A 19,857-nucleotide genomic window follows, 5' to 3' on the forward strand; every position below is an offset into this window, starting at 1 on the left:
GCAATCGCGAAGTGTGTGCTAGAGTTGCCTAATTACCTATTTTAAGAGGTTGACATGCAGCTCGGACCCATCACCCCCATCCTGCGCAGCTTCGACGAAGCGAAGGCGCGCGAATTCTATGTCGATTATCTCGGTTTCGAAATCGACTGGGAGCACCGCTTCGAGCCGAACTTCCCGCTCTACATGCAGGTATCGAAAGCCGGCTGCGTGCTGCACCTGTCCGAGCACCACGGCGACTGCAGCCCTGGCGCGGCGATCCGCATCGCCTGCGGCGACGTCGACGCCTACCATGCGGAGCTGGCCGCCAAGGACTACAAATACGCCAAGCCCGGCGTCGAAACGCCGCCGTGGGGCGGACGCGAAATGTCGATCAAGGATCCCTCGGGAAACCGGCTGACCTTCGCCACGCCGGATTAAGCACGATACCCCCTTACTGCATGAACCACCCATGGCTTACCACGATCGATTGTCCGGTCAAGGCATTCGACGGGAAGGCCGCCAGGAACAACGCGGTCTGGGCGACATCGTCGACCGTCGTAAATTCACCGTCGACAGTCTCCTTCAGCATCACGTTCTTGATGACCTGATCCTCAGTGATGCCCAACTCCCTGGCTTGCTCGGGAATCTGTTTCTCAACCAGTGGCGTGCGCACGAAGCCAGGACAGATGACGTTGGCGCGTACGCCGTGGGCGGCACCCTCCTTGGCCACAGTTTTGCAGAGACCGATCAGCCCGTGCTTTGCCGTGACGTACGGCGCTTTCAATACCGACGCCTCCTTCGAGTGCACCGATCCCATGTAGATCACACTGCCGCCGCGTTTTTGCGCATACATGAGTTTCAGGCAGGCGCGCGTGGTCAGGAAGGCGCCATCGAGGTGGATCGCCAGCATCTTCTTCCAGTTGGCGAAATCGAAGGAGTCCACCGGCGCGACGATCTGGATGCCGGCGTTCGAGACCAGTATGTCGATGCCGCCCAGCTTGTCCGCGGCGGCAGCGATGCCGGCATCGACCTGCTCTTCATTGGTGACGTCCATCGCCACCGCGATCGCGCGCTGGCCCGACGGATCGAGCTCGGTGGCGACGGCCTGCGCCGACTCCAGGTTCAGGTCCGCAATGACGACCTTGGCGCCATTCTGGAAAAATACCGTGGCGATCTGCTTGCCGATGCCGCTGGCCGCGCCGGTGACGACGGCAACTTTGTCTTGTATGTTCATGATGGTTCCTTCAAATGGATACGATATCGATAAGGGTTATTCGCGTTCGGGCACCGGCACGTTGAAGCCGTTCAGCGTGGTCGATACCAGCGCATACAGGCCCACAAGATAAATCAGCTCGTTCGTACCATGCTGGCCAAAAGTGCTGACCGCCAGCCGGTACAACGGTTCCGGCAGCGTGCCGCCGCGACTGAGCGCGTACGAGAAATCGAAGGCGACGTTCTCTTCCTTCGAAAGATCGGCCGGCTTCAGGTCCGCCACCAGCGCGGCCAGGCGCTCGGGCGACATGCCCTCCTTTTCGGCCACGGCGACGTGGGCATACAGTTCATAGGCCGCGTCGTAGCGGGCGCCGACAACGAGAATCGCGATCTGGCGCACATTGTCCGGCAGGACGGCGTTCGCGGTCATGGCCAGGGTCAGATCCCAGATCGCCTTGCCGATGGCCGGCTCATGCAGCCAGGGATTCCATGGGCCCATCAAGGCGCCGTCTTCGCGCTCAACCTGAAACGCGTTGAAGTTACTGGCGATGCCCTTGCGCATGCTGTCGTACAAGTCCTTTTGTTCGGCGGTGAGTTCGTTCGGAGAGATAAGTGGAAGTCGCAATTTTTCCTCGCATGGGTAAGATAGATGTCGAGGAAACAGATCGGGGGCTGAAGCCTTGCATGTTACCTCGGCTTTTATTCTGGCAGCTTACCTGCGAGTTCGGCGTTCGATTGAAGCCGCGGCCCAAAAGAAGCGCCATGACCGCTGCCGGTTCGTGGCAAAATGGAAAGCTGCTGGCATTTTTCAGGAGTGACGATGGCGAAGAAAGCGGCGCACTTGCGCGAGCGCGATGTAGCGGGTCTGGTGGCGGTATTCAATGCGGGCCGCGATCCAGAACGGGTGACGCAAAAATACCGTCTGATCGCCGACAATCCCTTTGCATTCCTGCGAGGCACCTGTCACCTGTTCTATCAGGATTTTCCGGCCGATGCGCGTCTCAATCAGGCGCCAAGCGCCTGGATCTGCGGCGATCTGCACCTGGAAAACTTCGGCACCTACAAGGGCGATAATCGCCTGTCCTACTTTGACATCAACGACTTTGACGAAGCCGTGCTGGCGCCGGCCAGCTGGGAACTGAGCCGCTTCCTGGTGAGCGTGCTGGTGGCGGCCGATACCTTGAAGGTGACGCCGGCCGAGGGCATCGCCCTGTGCCACTGCTTCCTCGATGCGTATGTGGACAATCTGGCCGAGGGCAAGCCGCGCTGGGTGGAGCGTGCCACCGCCGACGGCATGGTGCGCGATTTGCTGCGCGACCTGCGTTTGCGCGAGCGTCCCGCCTTCCTCGACCGCCGCACCGACATCAGGAAGGGCAAGCGCAAGCTGCGCCTGGACGGCGTCAAGGCGCTGCCGGTCGACGAGGCGGAGCGCGACAAGGTAACGCAATTCATGACCGCCTATGCGGAAACCCAGCCTACGCCGGCGTTTTTCCGCGTGCTGGATGTGGCGCGCCGCATCGCCGGCACCGGCAGCCTGGGACTGGAACGCTATGCGATCCTGGTGCGTGGACGGGGCGGGCTGGATGGCAATTTCCTGCTCGATCTGAAATTCGCGCCCTCTTCCGCGCTGGCGCCCTACGTGCCGACGAAGCAGCCCAAGTGGCGGAGCGAGGCCGAGCGCGTGGTTGCTGCGCAGAATCGGATGCAGGCGGTTTCGCCCGCGTTCCTGTCGGCGGTGAGCATCGGCGGCCAGTCTTATGTGTTGAAGGAGCTGTTGCCGCAGCAGGACCGCTTGTCGCTCAACCTGTGGGGAGGCAAGCTGCGTCGCCTGGAAAGCCTGATGCGTACCATGGGCGGCATCGTGGCGTGGGCCCATCTGCGCTCCGGCGGCAGGCAGGGCTCGGCGTGCGCCGACGAATGGATAGACTATGGCCGCAGCGCAGCGCAATGGCGCTCCACGCTGCTGGACTATGCGCAGGCTTATCACGGCCAGGTGGTGGCGGACTGGAAGCAGTACGCAGCGGCCTACCGCGCGGCACTGCTGGAGCGCTCGAAACCATGACGACCGGGGAATTCAAAGTGGTTCCCACTGCGACAGCGTGGGCGATGGGATGGACACTTACGAGGAATAAAGCATCCCCCGTCAGTCAAGCCTACGGCTGCAGGATTGACCTAGGACTTCCTGAGCACTTGGAACGCCACGTCGTAGTCGATTATGATGCCGGCATCCTGCGTGAGCTAGCCAGCGGCCTACACACTCCCGGAACGTGGCTCAAAGTGTGTGCGCCCCTGGAAAAGGTCATTCCGCTTTTGCATGAAGATTGGCAAGTCCAGGCGCCGGAATACTTGATGGCGGTGGCGTTGAGTGACACCCCGCCAGCAGCTCATGAAGGCTACCTGCTTTCCCTGTCCACGTCTGGCGCAGTCAGCGACGCCGAACTCAGGGATATGGATGGGCAGTTGGCGGCAAAGGGGCGAGTAGCCCATAGCGAGGGCGTTGCCACTTTTGACCAGATCGTGACTGAACCCGCACATCAACGAAAGGGGCTGGGACGGGTCATCATGGCGGCTCTTGGCAACCTGGCTATCGCCCGGGAGGCAAGAGTCGGCGTATTGGTCGCCACGGAGCAAGGCCGGGCCCTCTACCAGGCTATTGGGTGGACGCTTGTTTCGCCAATGACTGCGGCGGTTGTCGCAACCAAGTGAGATTAGACAGAATGAATGAACGTGCTTTTATGATTCCAGCCGACAGGTATGAGCTTTCTGGACTCTTGGCGGAATGGGCTTGGCTGGTGCCCGAGAGCGATACGCCCCTGTTCCTGACTGTGATGGCCGACTGGGTATTCGGTGCGCCGGATGGTTCAATCTGGCGGCTGTCTGCGCTGGAAGGTGATTACGTTCGAATTGCAGCCAATGCTGCGGAGTACAACGCCCTCAAAGGGACGCCGCAATGGCTAAACAAAGCGTTCTGTGCAGACTGGCAGCCTATCGCAGCTGGGAATAACTTGCTTCCGAATGATATGGAATGTTTAGGCTGGCGGCGGCACCCCTATCTGGGCGGCGAATTGAAGGCCGGTAATTTGCAAGTATTCTCAATGCTCACCTATCAAAGTCTGATGGGACAGTTGCACCGTCAGCTACAACCACGCTCGGGTGCAGAGTCTGAAAAATCATCCGGATGACGTATTTAGAACGACCGAAAGAAAAAAATGCCAACACTTAGATTTTCTGCGCCTGCGGTGGTTTTTGATGAACACGACGAGGTTGTCGAAGACCCGGAAGTGCTTCGTTCGCTTGATGGTATCGAATCCGACGAAGTCTTCTCGGACTATATGTCGGATGGTGGCGACCGCACCCTGTCCAATGCCGGAGTCTCTGGAGGCCGATTACGGTTCTTTTTCGATGATGGAGCCAAGTTGCTCATCGGCGTCACGGAATACCAATTGGAGCGCGAGCTGACATTGGAAGAGCAAGCATTGCTAGCGGAGTATACGAGCGGACAGTGGAGCGACGGCATAGGTGAGAACTTCGCACAGGAGCGCACGGAATCTGGGCTTTCGGTTCAATTGCTTGTACTTGAAAACTCGGAGTTGCATGTGGAAAAGCAGGCCTAGCGGATAGCTCACGATAGGCGACCAATTCACCAGAACAAAAGGATTCGTTTCATGGGATTTCACGTATCTTGGCTTACAGTGCTTGGCAAAACGCCCGACGTGGTTCGCAAGGAGCTCGGGTTGACCGAGACGACCGAACGCGAGTACGTCCCGGAGTCGGACGTTACTGGTGTCCTTCTCCCGTCCGGCTGGTACATGCTGTTCTTCAATGAGCCGCTGCCTGCTGAACTCAACGAGACCACTTTGTCCAAGCTGTCTCAAGGGGCTGCCGTGACGGTGTTCGTCGTAGAAGAAGCCTCCATGGTTGCCCTCGCTCGCGGTTATGCCGATGGCAAGCGTGCATGGGAAGTGGTACATGACGCGGACGAGGGTATGGAGCACCTGGAGGTCACAGGGGTTCCACCGCCACCGTTTATCGAAGTGAGAGATAGGCTGCTGGACAAGCTCTCAAAGAGGGGCCAGGGAGCCGACTATCTATTTGACCTGCCTGCTGAGTTTTCCAAGGCCACGACAGGATTCCGGCACGATGAAGACATTGAAGGCATCGACGGCGACGCGTTTATCGTGCTGGAACGTTCGTGACGCCGCCAGTCCATCATGAAGCGTAGTTAGGGCTTTCTTAAGGCTGCCGCGCGCTTGTACTCGAAGAACTGCCATGCCGCGTCGGGCGTATCGACGTCATGGTTCATTTCCCCGATCAGCCTGCGCAGCAGCCAGCCCAGGTTCTCGGTGCGTGATGAACCGGTGTGGCCGCCGCCGTCAATGCGCAGCAGTTCAACCTGCATGTGCGCCGGGTCGGCGCCCCACGTCATCCGGGTAACGCTAGTCCGGTCGCTGACTTGCAGATGCGGGTAGCGATAGGTGGCCGGCGGATCAGACTCGCCAGCTTGCAATTGCTGCGCGCCGCCATCAAGCTGCTTTGGACGCCGATCGCCGCCAGGCGCGGCCCCAGTTCAATGCCAGCCCGGTACGCCATCCCGCCGCCATTGGATTGGCCGAATATATAGATGCGCTGTGAGTCGGCGCCAAATTCGGCAATCGCGCGATCGATGAGGGCAGCCAGGAAACCTACGTCGTCAGTCGGCGCGTTGGTCGTGGCGTCGGCGCGGCAATCGTTCCAGGCCTGCTTGCCGTTGCTTGCCTTGGCGCCGTCCGGTGCGATCAGCATGACCTTTTTGCTGTTGGCCAGATTGACCCAGTCCAGCGAGCGATAGCCACCTATCGTATCCTGCCCCAGCATCCACGCGGCACTGGCGCCGTGGCCATGCAGCAAAATGATCACCGGCCGCAGCGCGGCAGGCAGGCCCACCGGCTGCATGACCAGGAAATGGCGCATGCCCTCCGGACGAGCCAGTTCATGATCGCTGATCGCGGCCGCATGTGCGGTTTGCCAGCCCAGCAGGCCGGCCACCAGCGCGGCCAGTTTTTTGCGGACGGACATGGCGAAGGAATAGCGAGCCGGTAGCCGGGCTCAATATGCCGTCTGCGTGTAGGGACGCGCGGCGGCGCCCTTGCCCCAATCGGTGTTCGGCTGGCTGGACATGGTGAATACCAGTTCGCCGCCGGCCGTGATCTGGTCATGGCGCAGGAAGGTTTGCATCAGCGGCTTGCCGTTCAGCGTCACGCCGGAGACATACGCATTCTCTGCGCTCAGGCCGACGGCGCGGATCGTGAAGCGCTTGCCGTTCGGCAGATTCATCACCGCCTTGTCGAGGAACGGACGGCCGATCACGTATTCGTTGCTGCCCGGCGCGACCGGATAGAAGCCCAGCGCCGTGAAGGCCAGCCATGCCGACATCTGCCCAAGGTCGTCGTTGCCCGACAAGCCGGCCGGCGTGGTGTTGTACTGCGACGCCACCACCTGCGTCAGACGCTTCTGCGTCTTCCACGGCGCGCCGGCGTAGTTGTACAGATACGCGACGTGATGCGATGGCTCGTTGCCGTGCGCATAGTGGCCGATCAGGCCGGAGATGTCCTCCATGTGCGCATATACCTTCTCATCGACCTTGGCATCGAACATCATGTCGATCTTGTTCTGCAGGCCGGCGTCGCCGCCCAGCATCTTGATCAGGCCAGCGTTATCGTGCGGTATATACCAGGAATACTGCCAAGCGCTGCCCTCGGTGTAGTCGCTGCCGAAATTGGACAGCACAGGATCGAACGGTTCGCGGAACGTGCCGTCGGATTTCTTGGCCCGCAGGAAGCCGGTCTTGACGTCGAACGAGTTGCGGTAGTTCTGCGCCCGCTTGTAGTAGCGCGCGGCGATGTCCTTCTTGCCCATCTTCTCGGCCATGCGGGCGATGGTCCAGTCGTCGAAGGCATATTCCACCGTCTTCGATGCCGCTTCCGGCTCCAGGTCGATCGGCACGTAGCCCAGCTTCATGTAGTGCTGCAGGCCGCCGTAAGGGCCGTACTCCGCGCTGCTGGTCATGGCCTTCAGCGCTTCCTCCGCGTCGAAGCCTTTCAGTCCCTTCATGTAGGCGTCGGCGATCACCGGCACCGCGTGGTAGCCGATCATGCACCAGGTCTCCAGGCCATGGAACTGCCATACCGGCAGGATGCCGTACGGGCTGGCCTTCTGCGATTCGATCAGTGAGCGCACGAAGTCGACGTTGCGCTGCTCCGGCTGGATCAGCGTCAGCAAGGGATGCAGCGCGCGGTAGGTGTCCCACAGCGAGAAGGTCGAATGGTAGCGGAAGCCCTGGGCCTGATGCACTTCGTTGTCCGGGCCGCGATAGCGGCCGTCGCGGTCCATGAACAGGCTAGGCGCCAGCATGCTGTGATACAGCGCGGTGTAAACCATCTTGCGCATGTCGGGCGCGGCTTCGATGGCGACGGCGCCGAGCGCTTCGTTCCATGCGGCCGATGCCTTGGCGCGTTCGGCGTCGAAGTCCCAGCCCGGCATCTCGCCCAGGTTGGCGATCGCGCCCTCCTCGCTGACGGCGGAGATCGCGACCTTGACTTCGAGCTGACCATCGGACGGCACGCCGAATTCCAGCGCGCCCACCAGCGCCTTGCCCTCCACCATGGCCTTGTCGCCAGGGCCGCTGCCCGGGCCGGCGAAGCCTTTGTACTCGACATCCTGTTCCATGTTGCGCAGGGCGCGCGCGGTCAGCGGCTTGGAGAAAGCGATCGCGAAATACAGCTGGCGGCCCGCCGCCCAGCCGCGCGTCTCGCGCATGCCCGTGATCAGCGTGTTGTCGCGCACGCGCAGGCGGGACCACAGGTTCTTGGCCTTGTAGTCGTAGATGCTGCTGCGCAGGTCGAGGATCACCTTGGCCGGCGCGCCTGCCGCGTAACGGTAGCGATGCAGGCCGACACGCTCGCTGGCGGTCAGCTCGACATCGACGTCATTGTCCATCAGCTTGACGGCGTAGTAGCCTGGCTCCGCGCGTTCGTCCTGGTGCTTGAAGCGCGAGCGGTAGCCGCTGAATGGGCGCTCGGGATAACCCGGTTCCAGCTTGGTCTCGCCGCTGTAGGGCATCAGCAGCACGTCGCCCAGGTCGGAGTGGCCGGTGCCGGAGAAGTGCGTGTGCGAGAAGCCGAGGATGCTGTCGTCCTCATAGCGGTAGCCCGCCGCCCACGGATAGCTCTGGCGGAACGGCCGCACTTGCGTGTCGGGGCTGAGCTGCACCATGCCGAACGGGCGCGCCGCGCCGGGGAAGGTGTGGCCATCGCCGCCGGTGCCGATGAAGACATCGACCGCTGCGGCGGGTGTGGTCTGCGCGAAGGCAAGCGTCGCAGGAATGGCTAGAACCAGCGCCAGCGCGCCGGCAGGGAAAAGTTTAGTCGTGTTCATTCAGCACCTGGAGCAAGGACGATCCGACTTTATAGCGCCAAGCTCCGGGGCGGTCAATCTATTCTCCGCATAACACGGTTTGTTTAGTAAATACGCTAAACAGTTAGCATTAATCTTCCCGCATCCACACCAGCGCGGCGTCGCCACTGCGGCGTATCAGCGCCTGCGTGCGCAGGGTGGCGCGTGCCAGGGTCAGCGTGCTGTGCACCAGGAAGTAGTCGCTCGATACCTGGTAGTTGACGCCTTCCAGCGTCTCCTTGTCGTTGAGGCGGAAGGCGAAGTCGCTCGGTCCCTTGAAGTGCGCCTGGCTGCGGCGCGCGATCAGCGCGCGCGCGTCCTGCAACGAGAAATTGACCACGGAAGTCAGCACCTCCGCCGAGGCGGTGTTGACGTTGACCGGCGTGGGCACCGGCAGCACGACGACGAAGTCGCGCAAGCGTTCGATCGCATCGGCGGACATGCCCGGCACGGCGAGCAGGTCGTCCAGCTGGCGGATTTCCATCTCCCGCTGCGACTTGACGATGGCTTCGCCAATGCGGAACGCCAGCCCGGCATCGAGCTTGAGCGCCGCCAGCAGGCGCGAAAACGCCGTCACCTGGAACAGGTCGATGCCGTTGGCGCCCGCCAGGTTGCGCAGGTTGAAACAGCCCTGCGCATCGACGATGTGCTGTGCAAGACGGCCGCCCTGCTCCCAGCCCTGCTCGAGGCCCTGTTCCGGGCCCTGCCCGAGGAAGCGGTCCAACCTGTCCTCCAGCAGCGGCGCGGTCCAGCCGCCGTCCAGCGTGGTGACGTTGTCTTGCGAGGCCGCCTCGAGCAGCGTCAGGCGCGCGGCGTCGACCGCCGCGCGCGCGATCAGCTTGCCCTGCAGGTGCAGGCGCTGTCCTTCCATGCCGCGCACCAGGATCTGCTGCTGCCAGAAGATCCCCGTGACCAGCGTGACGGACAGCGCCGTCAGCAGCAGCGCCGTCACCACGGCCACGCCGCGCTGACGGCCCCACCCAGGCGCAGGCATTACTGCAGCGCCGTCACCGCGACCTTGGCGAACGTGCCGTCGGCCGACGAGTCCTGCGAATACGCGCCGGCCTTGAAATACAGGTCGATCGCGCTCCACGATGCGGCGTCGTAGGTGAAGGACTGCGAGCTGCCGTTCACCGTGACCGTCACCGTCGATCCCACCAGCTTGATGACGTAGTCGATATTGTCGCCCAGCGCCAGCCCGCTCTTGATGAGGATCTGCTGCTCCGGATCGGCGAAATGCTGCTTCACGCCCATCAGCACAGAGCCGTTAGTCCAGCGCAGCTTCAGCAGCTCGGAGCCGCCGGTCTGTTCGCCGTGGATCTGGCCGATGATGATCTTGCCGGTCGCCGGTTGCTGCAGCACTTTCATCGACGCCGACAGCGTATGCGTGCCGCCCATGTTCCACGTGGCGTTGGCCCGCAGCTCCGAACGCGGGTATTCCGAGTTGGGCGTGGAGCCCGCGCCGGACGGCACGTAGAACGTCATCGCGCCGGTCGTCCCATCCGTGTAGAAGTACGGATCGCTGTAGCTGCCGATCGGGTTGACCTGCTTGAGCGTCAGCGAGCTGCTCAACGTCTGCAAGGTGTAGCCGGACAGGTTGAAGTTCTGGCCCGGCGCGTTGGCGGGGTCAAGCCCGGTGCAAGTACCGGCGCCATTGGTCCAGATCTCCATCTCCGACAGGCTGACCCAGTTGTTGACGTTGCTGCCGGTGCTCTGCACCCGCACGTAGCGCGCCGGCCGGTCGCCGAAGGTGTATGGCTTCAGCTGCGCCGTGGTGCCGCTGTTGGTGCCGCTGAAGACATCGCTCCAGCCGCTGCCGTCGTTGGACACCTTCAGCGCCAGGTTGTATTTGCGCGAATCGCCGCTGTACCAGGCCAGATTGGCGTAGGCCACCTTGTAGCAGCCGCCAAGGTCGTATTGCAGCCACTGCGCGCCGCCGGTCGCATCGGCGGACCAGCGCGTGGACAGCGAGCCGTCGTTGGCGTTCACCGGCAGATTGGTGTCGCTGCCGCTGGCGCTGACCCTGGCGTTAGGGATCGTCAGCTTGCTCTGCGCCGACGCCGGCGCCGGCGCCAGTACCGCCGCCAGCAGGCCGGCGAGCGCGGCCCGCATCATGATGTGAGTATGCATGGCCGCTCCGATCAGTTATGCGAGACGCTCAACGCATAGAACTTGACCACCGCGCCGACATTCGGATCGGTGCCGTTGGACTGGATGTAGTTGCCGGCCTTGAAGTACTCGCCGTAGCCGATGAAGCTCGACGGCAGCGGGAACGCATACGGCGTACCGTTGATCGACACCGTGATCGTGCTGCTGGTGGCCTTGATCTGGTAGGTGAAGGTGGTGTTCAGCGGGATGTTGGTCAGCGTGTGCGGCGTCTGTCCGCCGGCTGGGCTGTTCTCGATGCCGAGCACGATGTCGCCGCTGCTGCGGTAGTACAGTTCCAGCAGCGGCTTGGTCGATGTCGGCAAGCCCGATTGCAGCGGGCTGCCGATGTGGATCTGGCCGATCGCGGTGCTGCTCGGGACCTTCACCACCTTGACCGTGGCGTTCATGATGTGGGTGCCGGCGATATCCCAGTTGGCGGCGCTGCCGCTGGCGTTCATCTCGCGCAGTTCCGAGCGGGGATGCGTGGAGTTTGGCGTGGTCACGCCGGTCTCGGGGCACCAGAAGGTCATCGCGCCATCGGTGTCGGTGTAGAAGTAGGAGCTGGTGTAGCCGCCTTCCAGCTGCGACGCGCTCTTGGTTTCCGGCGAGCCGGGCGAGCCGACAGGCAGTTGCAACTGCCAGATGCCCAGGTTGAAGTTGGAACCAGGCGGCACGTTCGGATTCAGGCCGGTGGACGAGCAATTGCCCGCGCCGTTGGTCCAGATCTCCATCTCGGACAGGCTGACCCAGTTGTTGACATTGCTGCCGGTACTCTGCACGCGCACGTAGCGCGCCGATTTGTCGGCGAAGGTGTAGGGCTTGAGCTGCGCGGTGGTGCCGCTGTTGGTGCCGTTGAAGACATCGGTCCAGTTGCTGCCGTCGTTGGAGATCTTCAGCGCCAGGTTGTACTTGCGCGAGTCGCCGTTGTACCAGGCCAGGTTGGCGTACGAGATCGTGTAGCAGCCACCGAGGTTATATTGCAGCCATTGAGCGCCGCCGGTGGCATCGGCCGACCAGCGCGTGGCCAGCGAACCGTCGTTGGCGTTGACCGGCAGGTTGGTGTCGCTGCCGCTGGCCGTGATGTTGGCGTTCGGGATGGCGAGCTTGGTTTGCGCCAGCGCGGACGCCGGCGCCAATGTGACGCCGGCCAGGATGGCGACTGCGGCCATTTTGTACAGGCGTGCGGATACCGCCGCTTGAGCAGAAATTTTCAGCATGTTGAGTGTCCCCTTTTGATTTGTTATTGCGGGTGGATTGCGGATACCGTGGGATATCGCAAAGTCATCATACTCAACATGCAAATCAAGGTAAACGTTTTTCTAAATGTGGCTCGTTTACGCCACACCTTGCTATAAATCAGGGAAAAACGTTTTACCTTGAAAGCTTCCTGGCCGGTTTGGAGCCGCTGGGACTCATCAGGTAGGAGGCGACGGCCTTGCTCAGGCGCGCGGCTTTTTCGACGTTGTCCTTGTTGGACACCATGAGCGACATCACCAGCGCCTCGATCACGGCCACGGCCGCGGTGGCGCTGCTCGGCAGCACGGCGTGGCCGCTGCTGGCGTACAGCACGTGGTCGGATAGTTCGACCATCGGCGCCGTCGGCGCATCGGTGATCGCCACCACGCAGGCGTCATGGCTGCGCGCGAACTGCGCCAGCCGGATCACGTCCAGCGCATAGCGCGGGAAGGACATCACGACCAGCACGTCCTCCGGACCGATATTCACCAGGTGCCCCGCCGCGACCTCGGTACCGCCCGGCCCCGCCACCTCCACCACGTGGGCGCAGAACGGCTGCAGGTGCAGCATCAGCAGGCCGGCCAGGTAGGTCGACGTGCCGAAGCCCAGCACATACACGGTGCGCGCGCGGCTCAGCTTCCGCACCACCTGGTCCAGCTCCGACTGCGGCAGCGAATTGCGGGTCGCGCTGATATTGACGGCGGCGTATTCCATGCTCTCGTCGCCGGGGCTGGTCAGGTCGCTGCGATGTTCGATGGTGTGGCGCAGCTTGTCGACCGGTTGCAGGGCCGAGTGCAGCGTCTCGGCGACCGCGCTGCGCATCGAGGCGTAAGTGGAGAAGCCGATATCGCGGGCGAAGCGGCTGATGGTCGCGGTGGACACGCTGCAGCCCTCGGCCATTCCATCGATCTTCAATGCGGTCACGCGCATCGGATTGCGCATCAGGTATTCGGCGATGCGGCGATGCGAAGCCGAGCCCTGCGCGACCACCCCGGCCAGCACCCGCCCCAGCGGCGACTCAACGAAAGCGACGTTGGCGGAAGACGCGTTTGAAACTACGGCCAGCGCTGGTTTCCTTGGAGTCATCATGCGTTCTTTTTTTAAAAGAATGCAAGCATATACATTTTTCGTATAAATGGAATGCAAATCCGTTGCGGGTACTACGTATTGCGTCTACGTAGCAACACCTTACAAAAAAAGCACTTAATTACCGCTAATCACTAATATTCGATTACCATTGGGGGCGACCAATACGGAGGCAGTCATGGTATCCAGCATCACCGGCAGCGCGCGCGGCATGACCGACAATGTCGGCTCACAAAACCTGATCACGCGGATACTCGCGCAGATCAAGGGCTTGCGGAAGTCGATCGCAGCGCTGCAGAAACAACTGCAGGATGTGAACGATCCCGAACTGAAGAAAATCCTGCTCAAGCAGATCAGGGATCTGCAGCAAACCATCGACATGCTGCAGCAGCAGATCGCGATGATCGAGGCCGCCGAGCAGCGCAAGGAGCAAATGCGCGAGCACGCCAAGCTGCAGCATGCGGCGGAAGAACTGGCGAAGCAAGAACGATGATGATACCTGTACATGGCGAGGCCAGCCGCCTGTCATTCAACGCGCCAAGCCGCGCTTGCTGCAATTGCGGTTCGCCACAAGATCTTCAACTGCTGGATACCAAGCTTAAACATACGCGGTTCATGCTGCTGGGCGGCAGCGAGACGACCTTGACGATGGCCTTGCCGTTTTGTACCGCTTGCAAAGCGAGCGCCAAGCGCTTTCGCCAGGGATATTTTTCGCGCGCCCTGGTCACAGTCATCGTGTTTTGGATACTGCTTGGAATGATGATGGTGTTCTCTGAGCATCTGCCGCGAATCGCGCAAGACAATCTGCTGTCGACGGCCGCATTGGCCTCCGCCGTTTTGACGACGCTGTTTTACGTCTCGCGCCGGGCCCATCCGCCGGCGACCAGCTATTATCAGCCCGTCTTTCTGCGCAAGCTCAAGCAGACGTTTTTAGGCGAGATCCAGGTCGTCACGCTGGCCTTCACCAATCCAATCTATGCCGACCAATTCGCGCAGATGAACGCATCTTTTTGCGGGTCCGGCGCCCTGGTGGTGGAAAAGTACTGAATAGCCTTGATAGCCTTGATGGTGCGGGACGTTTTTGAGACCTTCGCGGATTCATACTCTTTCGCCCTTCTGGATTCATCTTCTTTTTTCTCTTTTTGTCTATTAGAGGTCTGCTAAAAAAAATAGAACGAAAAAGAAAAAAGAAGATGAAAAGAGAAGACCAATCCAGGACGGTTCGGCGAAGGCCTGCGAACTAGCTCCCCTGCCCTGTATCCTCGCGGCGGCGCAACTGTTCCATGTAGTTGTAGATCGTGAAGCGCGACACGTTCAGCGCGGCCGCCGCGCGCTCCACGCCACCCTTGACGATGAACAGCCCGCGCCGCTGCATCTCTCCCACCGCCTGTATCTTGTCCGTACGTTTCATCGAGGCGGCCGTGCCGCCAAGGACTGGAACGGCGGCATCAATGATCTCCTGCATCAGCGTATCCATCTGCGGCTCGGCGGCCGGCGTGACGGTGGCGGCGGCGGCGGCGGGCGCCATTGCCTGCTGCGCCAGCGGCTTGAGCATCCGCTCCAGCCATCCATGGGCAGCCTGGAAGCCCGACATATCGGCATTCAGGCACAGCGTCGCAAACGGCTCGCCCGAGGAATCGCGAAAGATCGCCGATGCGGATTTCAATTGCCTGCCGCTTGCGGTCACCGTGACGTAATCTTCCACCAGGCTATGCACCGCGCCCTCGCTCGACTTCAGTTTGGTGGCAGCCTCGAAACCCTTGTCGTTCTGCGGCCCCTCCAGCACCGAGCTGCCGACGCTGCGTCCCGAAATATGGCCGTTGGCGATGGCGACCACCGAGTTCTCCGGCTTGCTCACATCATGCAGCACCACCTCCAGATGCGGCCCGGCCATCGCCGCCAGCATCGGCACGATGGGCCGCAGCGCGTTGATCACCGCCGCCCGTTCCGCCGTCACGGCCTCCTGCGGCGGCGCCCCAGCGACGCGCTTGCGTTTGACTCCCTGCATAAACAATTCCAACAATCTGTTGATTAATTTCGCCATTCTCGCATTTTTTAAACAAATTGTTTACACAAAATTGATGCGCCGCCTATAATTTATCGCCGCTACCGGCCACATGGGAGATCGTCATGACACGCACACACTTGAAAAAACTGGCCGCCGCATCGGCCCTGCTGGCCTGCGCGGGGGCCGCCACCGCGCAGGAGTTCTACAACCAGGGCAATCCACCGGAACGGCCATTCTCGCTAGCGGTGCGTACCGGCGATTTCATCTTCCTGTCCGGACAACTGGGCACCGGCCCGAATGGTTTGGTCAAAGGCTTTGAAGCGCAATCGCGCCAGGCGATGGACAACATCGCCGACGTCCTCAAAGGCATGAACCTCAGCATGGACAACGTGGTCAAGTGCACCATCATGATCGCGGACATGTCCAAGTGGGGCGACTTCAACAAGGTCTACGTCAATTACTTCAAGCCGGGCCGCCTGCCGGCCCGCAGCGCGCTGGGCGCCAACGGCCTGGCGCTGGGCGGCGAAATCGAAGTCGAATGCATGGCCTACGCGCCAGTCAAAAAATAAAAGGACGCCATGACAGACCGCCGCACTTTCCTGCACAGCGCCGCCGGCATGAGTCTGGCCGCACTGGGCGTACCCGCCCTCGCCGCCAGCCTGCGCGACCGGCATCCGCTGATCATCGACGCCCTGGGCGGCATCGACAATATCAACCTGCCGAACGACCGCCGCGAAGACCCGGTCAACTTCGGCATCGACGCCCGTTCGCTGGCGGACGCCAAGGCCTCCGGCCTGACCGCCTTCAACATGACCATCGGCTACGTCTTCGGCAAGGACGATCCCTACGAAAAAAGCCTGGCCGACACGCGCGCCTGGAATGCCTTCATCCGGAAGAGCGCCGACTCCCTGCTGCTGGTGCGCAGCGCGGCCGACATCAAGCGCGCCCAGGCTGAACGCCGCATCGGCGTAATCCTCGGTTTCCAGAATGCGGCGATGATGGGGAGCGACGCGCGCCGCGTCGAGACCTTCGCCAAGGCCGGCGTGCGCGTGATCCAGCTGACCTACAACGGCCCGAACCAACTGGGCGACGGCTCCATGGTCCCGACCAACAAGGGCCTGTCGCCGTTCGGTCGCGAAGTGGTGGCGGAACTGAACCGCAACCGCGTGCTGGTGGACCTGAGCCACAGCGGCGAACAGATCTGCCTGGACGCCGCCGCCGCGTCGACCCAGCCGATCGCCATCACCCACACCGGCTGCCGCGCCATCGCCGACCTGCCGCGCAACAAGACCGACAAGGAGCTCAAGCTGGTGGCCGACAAGGGCGGCTTCGTCGGCATCTACTTCATGCCCTTCCTGGCCGTGGGCCGGCAACCGACGGCGGCCGACCTGATCGCGCACATCGAGCACGCCATCCAGGTTTGCGGCGAGGACCATGTCGGCATCGGCACCGACGGCACGGTGTCGCAGATCGACGACATGCCCGCCTATATGAAAGGCCTGGAGGAGGAAGTGCGCCAGCGCCGCGCCGCCGGCATCAGCGCGCCCGGCGAACGTCCCGACATCGTGCCCTTCCTGCCTGACCTGATGGGCAGCGACAAGTTCCACAAACTGGCCGATCTGCTGGCCAAGCGCGGCCACACCACGGGCCGTATCGAAAAAATCCTCGGCACGAACTTCCTGCGCGTGGCCGGCGGAGTATGGAGCTAAGATGACTTTGAAGTACACGACAATCGCCATCGCCATCGCGGCATTGTGCGCTTCGGCCTACGCCGCCGAAGAAAAACCGAAGGCCAACGTCGAACAGGAGCGCCTCGACAAACTGTCCGGCAAGGCGCTGGGCCGCGTGATCTATCGCGGCGCCACGCTGATCGACGGCACCGCCGCCGCGCCACGCGCCGACATGAGCATCGTGGTCAGCGACGACCGCATCGAAGCCATCGTGCCCAGCGCGCAGCTGAGCGACGCGCAAAAAGCCGACGCCCGCATCGTCGATGTCGCCGGCCAGTACGTGCTGCCAGGCTTGATCGACTCGCACGTGCACTACGCCACCAATCCGGACCGCCCCTACGCCGAGGCGGAACTGAAGCGCAATATCTACGGCGGCGTGACCGGCGTGCGCGACATGGCCGGCGACGCCCGCGAGCTGGCCGGCCTGTCGCGCGAAGCGCTGCTCAACCGCATCCCGTCGCCGGACATCTTCTATGCCTCGCTGGTGGCAGGCCCCAGCTTCTTCAAGGATCCGCGCACCGTGGTCGCGGCGCTCGGCACCAAGCCCGGCACCGTGCCCTGGCTGTACGCGGTGGACGACAAGACCAGGCTGCCGCTGGCCGTGGCCCAGGCGCGCGGCACCGGCGCCACCGGCATGAAGATCTACGCCAACCTGCCCGGTACGCTGGTGCGCAAGCTGATCACCGAAGCGAACAGCCAGCACTTCCCGGTCTGGACCCACATGCAGGTCTACCCCGCCTCGCCCTACGACTCGCTCGGCGCCACCGCCGTCTCGCACGTCTGCATGATCGCGCGCCATGTGCGCGAGACCGGCAAGGCCGCCTATGGTCATAGCGGCGAACCGTCATATGAAGGCCTGACCGCCGAAGACCCCGGCATCAGGAAGTACATCGCCGCGCTGGCCAAGTCCGGCACCATCATGGACGCCACGCTGAGCGTCTACAAGACCGACGGCAAGCATTGCCACATCGACCTGGCCGGCGATATCACGCGGGCCATGCACGCGGCGGGCGTGAAGATCATCGCCGGCACCGACACCGACAACACCGGCGAAGACCCGTTCCCCGTGCTGGACGGCGAACTGGAAAAACTGGTCAAGTACGCGGGACTGACGCCGCAGCAGGCCATCACCGCCGCCACCGCCAATGCCGCCGAGGCGCTGGGCCGGCAGCGCGAGTTCGGCACGCTGGTGGCGGGCAAGGCGGCCAACATGGTGTTCCTGCGGCGCGACCCGCTGCAGGACATCGCCAACGTGCGTTCTGTTGTATTGACGGTCAAGCGCGGGCGCGAATTCCCGCGCGCCGACTATAAGTTCACGCCCCTCCCTGCCCATGAAGACTGAGTTGTGCGAGAATCAGCCTCTTTCATGAGCTACCGAGGATGAGATGAGTGAACTGAAGCGCGGCCTCAAGAGCCGGCATATCCAGTTGATCGCGCTGGGCGGCGCCATCGGCACCGGCCTGTTTCTCGGCATCGCGCAGACGATCCAGATGGCCGGGCCCTCCGTGCTGCTGGGTTATGGCGTGGCCGGGCTGATCGCGTTCTTCATCATGCGCCAGCTGGGCGAGATGGTGGTCGACGAGCCGGTCGCCGGCTCGTTCAGCCACTTCGCCGACAAGTACTGCGGTCAGTGGGCAGGCTTCATGTCGGGCTGGAACTACTGGGTGCTGTATGTGCTGGTCAGCATGGCCGAGCTGTCGGCGGTCGGCATCTACGTCCAGTACTGGTGGCCGGCGATACCGACCTGGATGTCGGCACTGGCGTTCTTCGTCATCATCAACACCATCAGCCTGGCCAACGTCAAGGCCTACGGCGAGATGGAATTCTGGTTCGCCATCATCAAGGTGGTCGCCATCGTCGGCATGATCGTGTTCGGCGCCTACCTGTTGTTCTCGGGCGCGGCCGGCCCTGAGGCCAGCGTCGCCAACCTGTGGCGACACGGCGGCTTCTTCCCCAACGGCGTCGGCGGCCTGGTGATGGCGATGGCCGTCATCATGTTCTCCTTCGGCGGGCTGGAACTGATCGGCATCACCGCCGCCGAGGCGGACGATCCCTCGCACACCATTCCGAAGGCCACCAACCAGGCCATCTACCGCATCCTGATCTTCTACATCGGCGCGCTCGGCATCCTGCTGTCGCTGTACCCGTGGCAGAAGGTGGTCACCGGCGGCAGTCCGTTCGTGCTGATCTTCCATGCGCTGAACAGCGAATGGGTGGCGCACGCGCTGAACGCCGTGGTGCTGACGGCCGCGCTGTCGGTCTACAACAGCTGCGTGTATTCCAATACCCGCATGCTGTACGGCCTGGCCAAGCAAGGCAACGCGCCGCAGGCGCTGCTGAAGTTGAACAAGCGCGGCGCGCCGCTGGCGGCGCTGGGCGTGTCGGCGCTGGCGACCGGCATCTGCGTGGCGGTCAACTACTTCATGCCGGGCAAGGCCTTCGGTTTCCTGATGGGGCTCGTGGTGTCGGCGCTGATCATCAACTGGGGCATGATCAGCTGGATCCACCTGCGCTTCCGCGCGCAGAAAAAGGCTGACGGCCACGCCACGCAATTCCGCAGCCTGGGCTATCCGCTGACCAACTACATCTGCCTGCTGTTCCTGGCCGGGATCCTGGCGGTGATGTACATGACGCCGGACCTGCAGCTGTCGGTGTACCTGATCCCGGTCTGGCTGGCGGTGCTCGGCTTGGGCTACCGGCTCCGCCAGCGCAAGGCGGCGGCCTGAGTTCAACGGATCCGGCCGCGCCGGATCAGGTTGACGATCGCCAGCAGGACCAGCGCGCCGATAAAGGACGCCCCCAGCGACACCAGGCTGAAGTCGTTGTTGTTGATGGTGCCGGTGCCCATGATCGGGCCCAGCAGCCATCCGGCCAGCAAGGCGCCGACGATGCCCACCACCACGTTCAGCACCAGTCCCTGCTGGGCGTCGGTCTTCATCACCAGGCTGGCCAGCCAGCCCAGGATGCCGCCTATTACGATCCACAGTATCAGATTCATCTCATCCCTCCTTGGTTTAAGGCGGCCTG

At 62.5% G+C, this 19,857-nt stretch carries 23 protein-coding genes; 12 read left to right on the forward strand and 11 right to left on the reverse strand.

Annotation, left to right across the window (positions count from 1 at the left end; all coding sequences use genetic code 11):
* Window positions 1-54: 54 nt before the first annotated feature.
* Complete coding sequence (locus tag ACEN9F_RS03645; RefSeq protein ID WP_413417923.1) at window positions 55-417, forward strand: glyoxalase superfamily protein; 363 nt, start codon at window positions 55-57, stop codon at window positions 415-417.
* 13 nt (window positions 418-430) lie between these two features.
* Here the strand turns inward: ACEN9F_RS03645 and ACEN9F_RS03650 are convergent, their stop codons facing one another.
* Both ACEN9F_RS03650 and ACEN9F_RS03655 read right to left on the reverse strand, forming a co-directional pair.
* The gene (locus ACEN9F_RS03650) at window positions 431-1,213 is read right to left on the reverse strand and encodes a 3-hydroxybutyrate dehydrogenase (protein WP_413417925.1); all 783 of its coding nucleotides are present in this window, start codon (window positions 1,211-1,213) and stop codon (window positions 431-433) included.
* A 36-nt stretch (window positions 1,214-1,249) separates the two neighbouring features.
* Window positions 1,250-1,816 (reverse strand): carboxymuconolactone decarboxylase family protein, encoded by a 567-nt coding sequence (locus ACEN9F_RS03655; RefSeq protein ID WP_413417927.1) that lies wholly within the window; start codon window positions 1,814-1,816, stop codon window positions 1,250-1,252.
* A 195-nt stretch (window positions 1,817-2,011) separates the two neighbouring features.
* On the opposite strand from ACEN9F_RS03655, the gene ACEN9F_RS03660 reads away from it, so the two are divergent.
* From ACEN9F_RS03660 to ACEN9F_RS03680, 5 genes are all read left to right on the forward strand, one after another.
* Entirely contained in the window at window positions 2,012-3,253 is a 1,242-nt protein-coding gene (locus ACEN9F_RS03660) for a DUF2252 domain-containing protein (protein ID WP_413417928.1), read from the forward strand.
* A 128-nt stretch (window positions 3,254-3,381) separates the two neighbouring features.
* Window positions 3,382-3,897, forward strand: a complete 516-nt coding sequence (locus ACEN9F_RS03665) for a GNAT family N-acetyltransferase (RefSeq protein ID WP_413417930.1) — start codon at window positions 3,382-3,384, stop codon at window positions 3,895-3,897.
* Between the two features lie 11 nt (window positions 3,898-3,908).
* Window positions 3,909-4,373, forward strand: coding sequence for a hypothetical protein (locus tag ACEN9F_RS03670; protein WP_413417932.1), 465 nt, complete (start codon window positions 3,909-3,911; stop codon window positions 4,371-4,373).
* Window positions 4,374-4,400: 27 nt separating this feature from the next.
* Window positions 4,401-4,805, forward strand: a complete 405-nt coding sequence (locus tag ACEN9F_RS03675) for a hypothetical protein (RefSeq protein ID WP_413417934.1) — start codon at window positions 4,401-4,403, stop codon at window positions 4,803-4,805.
* Between the two features lie 51 nt (window positions 4,806-4,856).
* Window positions 4,857-5,387: a hypothetical protein gene (locus ACEN9F_RS03680; protein ID WP_413417936.1), complete on the forward strand. Its 531-nt coding sequence runs from the start codon at window positions 4,857-4,859 to the stop codon at window positions 5,385-5,387.
* 26 nt (window positions 5,388-5,413) lie between these two features.
* Here the strand turns inward: ACEN9F_RS03680 and ACEN9F_RS03685 are convergent, their stop codons facing one another.
* From ACEN9F_RS03685 to ACEN9F_RS03715, 7 genes are all read right to left on the reverse strand, one after another.
* Window positions 5,414-5,590, reverse strand: a complete 177-nt coding sequence (locus tag ACEN9F_RS03685; protein WP_413417938.1) for a hypothetical protein — start codon at window positions 5,588-5,590, stop codon at window positions 5,414-5,416.
* Window positions 5,591-5,613: 23 nt separating this feature from the next.
* Complete coding sequence (locus ACEN9F_RS03690; protein WP_413417940.1) at window positions 5,614-6,246, reverse strand: alpha/beta hydrolase family esterase; 633 nt, start codon at window positions 6,244-6,246, stop codon at window positions 5,614-5,616.
* Window positions 6,247-6,276: 30 nt separating this feature from the next.
* On the reverse strand, window positions 6,277-8,604 hold the full coding sequence (locus ACEN9F_RS03695; RefSeq protein WP_413417942.1) for a GH92 family glycosyl hydrolase: 2,328 nt from the start codon (window positions 8,602-8,604) through the stop codon (window positions 6,277-6,279).
* A gap of 109 nt (window positions 8,605-8,713) precedes the next feature.
* Window positions 8,714-9,616 carry a type II secretion system minor pseudopilin GspK gene (gene gspK / locus ACEN9F_RS03700; RefSeq protein WP_413417944.1) on the reverse strand — a complete coding sequence of 301 codons (903 nt, stop codon included), beginning with the start codon at window positions 9,614-9,616 and terminating at the stop codon, window positions 8,714-8,716.
* Complete coding sequence (locus ACEN9F_RS03705; RefSeq protein ID WP_413417946.1) at window positions 9,616-10,752, reverse strand: polysaccharide lyase family 7 protein; 1,137 nt, start codon at window positions 10,750-10,752, stop codon at window positions 9,616-9,618. The genes gspK and ACEN9F_RS03705 overlap by 1 nt, the downstream gene beginning before the upstream one ends.
* An 11-nt stretch (window positions 10,753-10,763) precedes the next feature.
* On the reverse strand, window positions 10,764-11,987 hold the full coding sequence (locus tag ACEN9F_RS03710) for a polysaccharide lyase family 7 protein (RefSeq protein WP_413417948.1): 1,224 nt from the start codon (window positions 11,985-11,987) through the stop codon (window positions 10,764-10,766).
* Window positions 11,988-12,141: 154 nt separating this feature from the next.
* A complete protein-coding gene (locus tag ACEN9F_RS03715; RefSeq protein ID WP_413417950.1) occupies window positions 12,142-13,095 on the reverse strand; it encodes a MurR/RpiR family transcriptional regulator in 954 nt (317 codons plus the stop codon).
* 175 nt (window positions 13,096-13,270) lie between these two features.
* On the opposite strand from ACEN9F_RS03715, the gene ACEN9F_RS03720 reads away from it, so the two are divergent.
* Together ACEN9F_RS03720 and ACEN9F_RS03725 are read left to right on the forward strand one after the other, a co-directional pair.
* Window positions 13,271-13,585, forward strand: a complete 315-nt coding sequence (locus tag ACEN9F_RS03720) for a hypothetical protein (RefSeq protein WP_413417951.1) — start codon at window positions 13,271-13,273, stop codon at window positions 13,583-13,585.
* A complete protein-coding gene (locus tag ACEN9F_RS03725; RefSeq protein WP_413417953.1) occupies window positions 13,582-14,139 on the forward strand; it encodes a hypothetical protein in 558 nt (185 codons plus the stop codon). The genes ACEN9F_RS03720 and ACEN9F_RS03725 overlap by 4 nt, the downstream gene beginning before the upstream one ends.
* A gap of 193 nt (window positions 14,140-14,332) precedes the next feature.
* Here ACEN9F_RS03725 and ACEN9F_RS03730 read toward each other — a convergent pair whose 3' ends face one another.
* Window positions 14,333-15,100, reverse strand: coding sequence for a transcriptional regulator (locus ACEN9F_RS03730; protein ID WP_413417955.1), 768 nt, complete (start codon window positions 15,098-15,100; stop codon window positions 14,333-14,335).
* Between the two features lie 122 nt (window positions 15,101-15,222).
* On the opposite strand from ACEN9F_RS03730, the gene ACEN9F_RS03735 reads away from it, so the two are divergent.
* The 4 genes from ACEN9F_RS03735 to ACEN9F_RS03750 are packed head-to-tail and all read left to right on the forward strand — an operon-like array spanning window position 15,223 to window position 19,556.
* Entirely contained in the window at window positions 15,223-15,669 is a 447-nt protein-coding gene (locus ACEN9F_RS03735) for a RidA family protein (RefSeq protein WP_413417957.1), read from the forward strand.
* Between the two features lie 9 nt (window positions 15,670-15,678).
* The gene (locus ACEN9F_RS03740) at window positions 15,679-16,809 is read left to right on the forward strand and encodes a dipeptidase (RefSeq protein WP_413417959.1); all 1,131 of its coding nucleotides are present in this window, start codon (window positions 15,679-15,681) and stop codon (window positions 16,807-16,809) included.
* A 1-nt stretch (window position 16,810) separates the two neighbouring features.
* Window positions 16,811-18,172 carry an amidohydrolase family protein gene (locus ACEN9F_RS03745; RefSeq protein ID WP_413417961.1) on the forward strand — a complete coding sequence of 454 codons (1,362 nt, stop codon included), beginning with the start codon at window positions 16,811-16,813 and terminating at the stop codon, window positions 18,170-18,172.
* Between the two features lie 43 nt (window positions 18,173-18,215).
* Window positions 18,216-19,556, forward strand: coding sequence for an amino acid permease (locus tag ACEN9F_RS03750; RefSeq protein ID WP_413417963.1), 1,341 nt, complete (start codon window positions 18,216-18,218; stop codon window positions 19,554-19,556).
* A gap of 2 nt (window positions 19,557-19,558) precedes the next feature.
* Here the strand turns inward: ACEN9F_RS03750 and ACEN9F_RS03755 are convergent, their stop codons facing one another.
* A complete protein-coding gene (locus tag ACEN9F_RS03755) occupies window positions 19,559-19,828 on the reverse strand; it encodes a GlsB/YeaQ/YmgE family stress response membrane protein (RefSeq protein WP_413417965.1) in 270 nt (89 codons plus the stop codon).
* Between the last annotated feature and the right edge of the window lie 29 nt (window positions 19,829-19,857).

This window comes from Duganella sp. CT11-25, assembly GCF_047302815.1.
Taxonomy (GTDB): Bacteria; Pseudomonadota; Gammaproteobacteria; order Burkholderiales; family Burkholderiaceae_D; genus Rugamonas.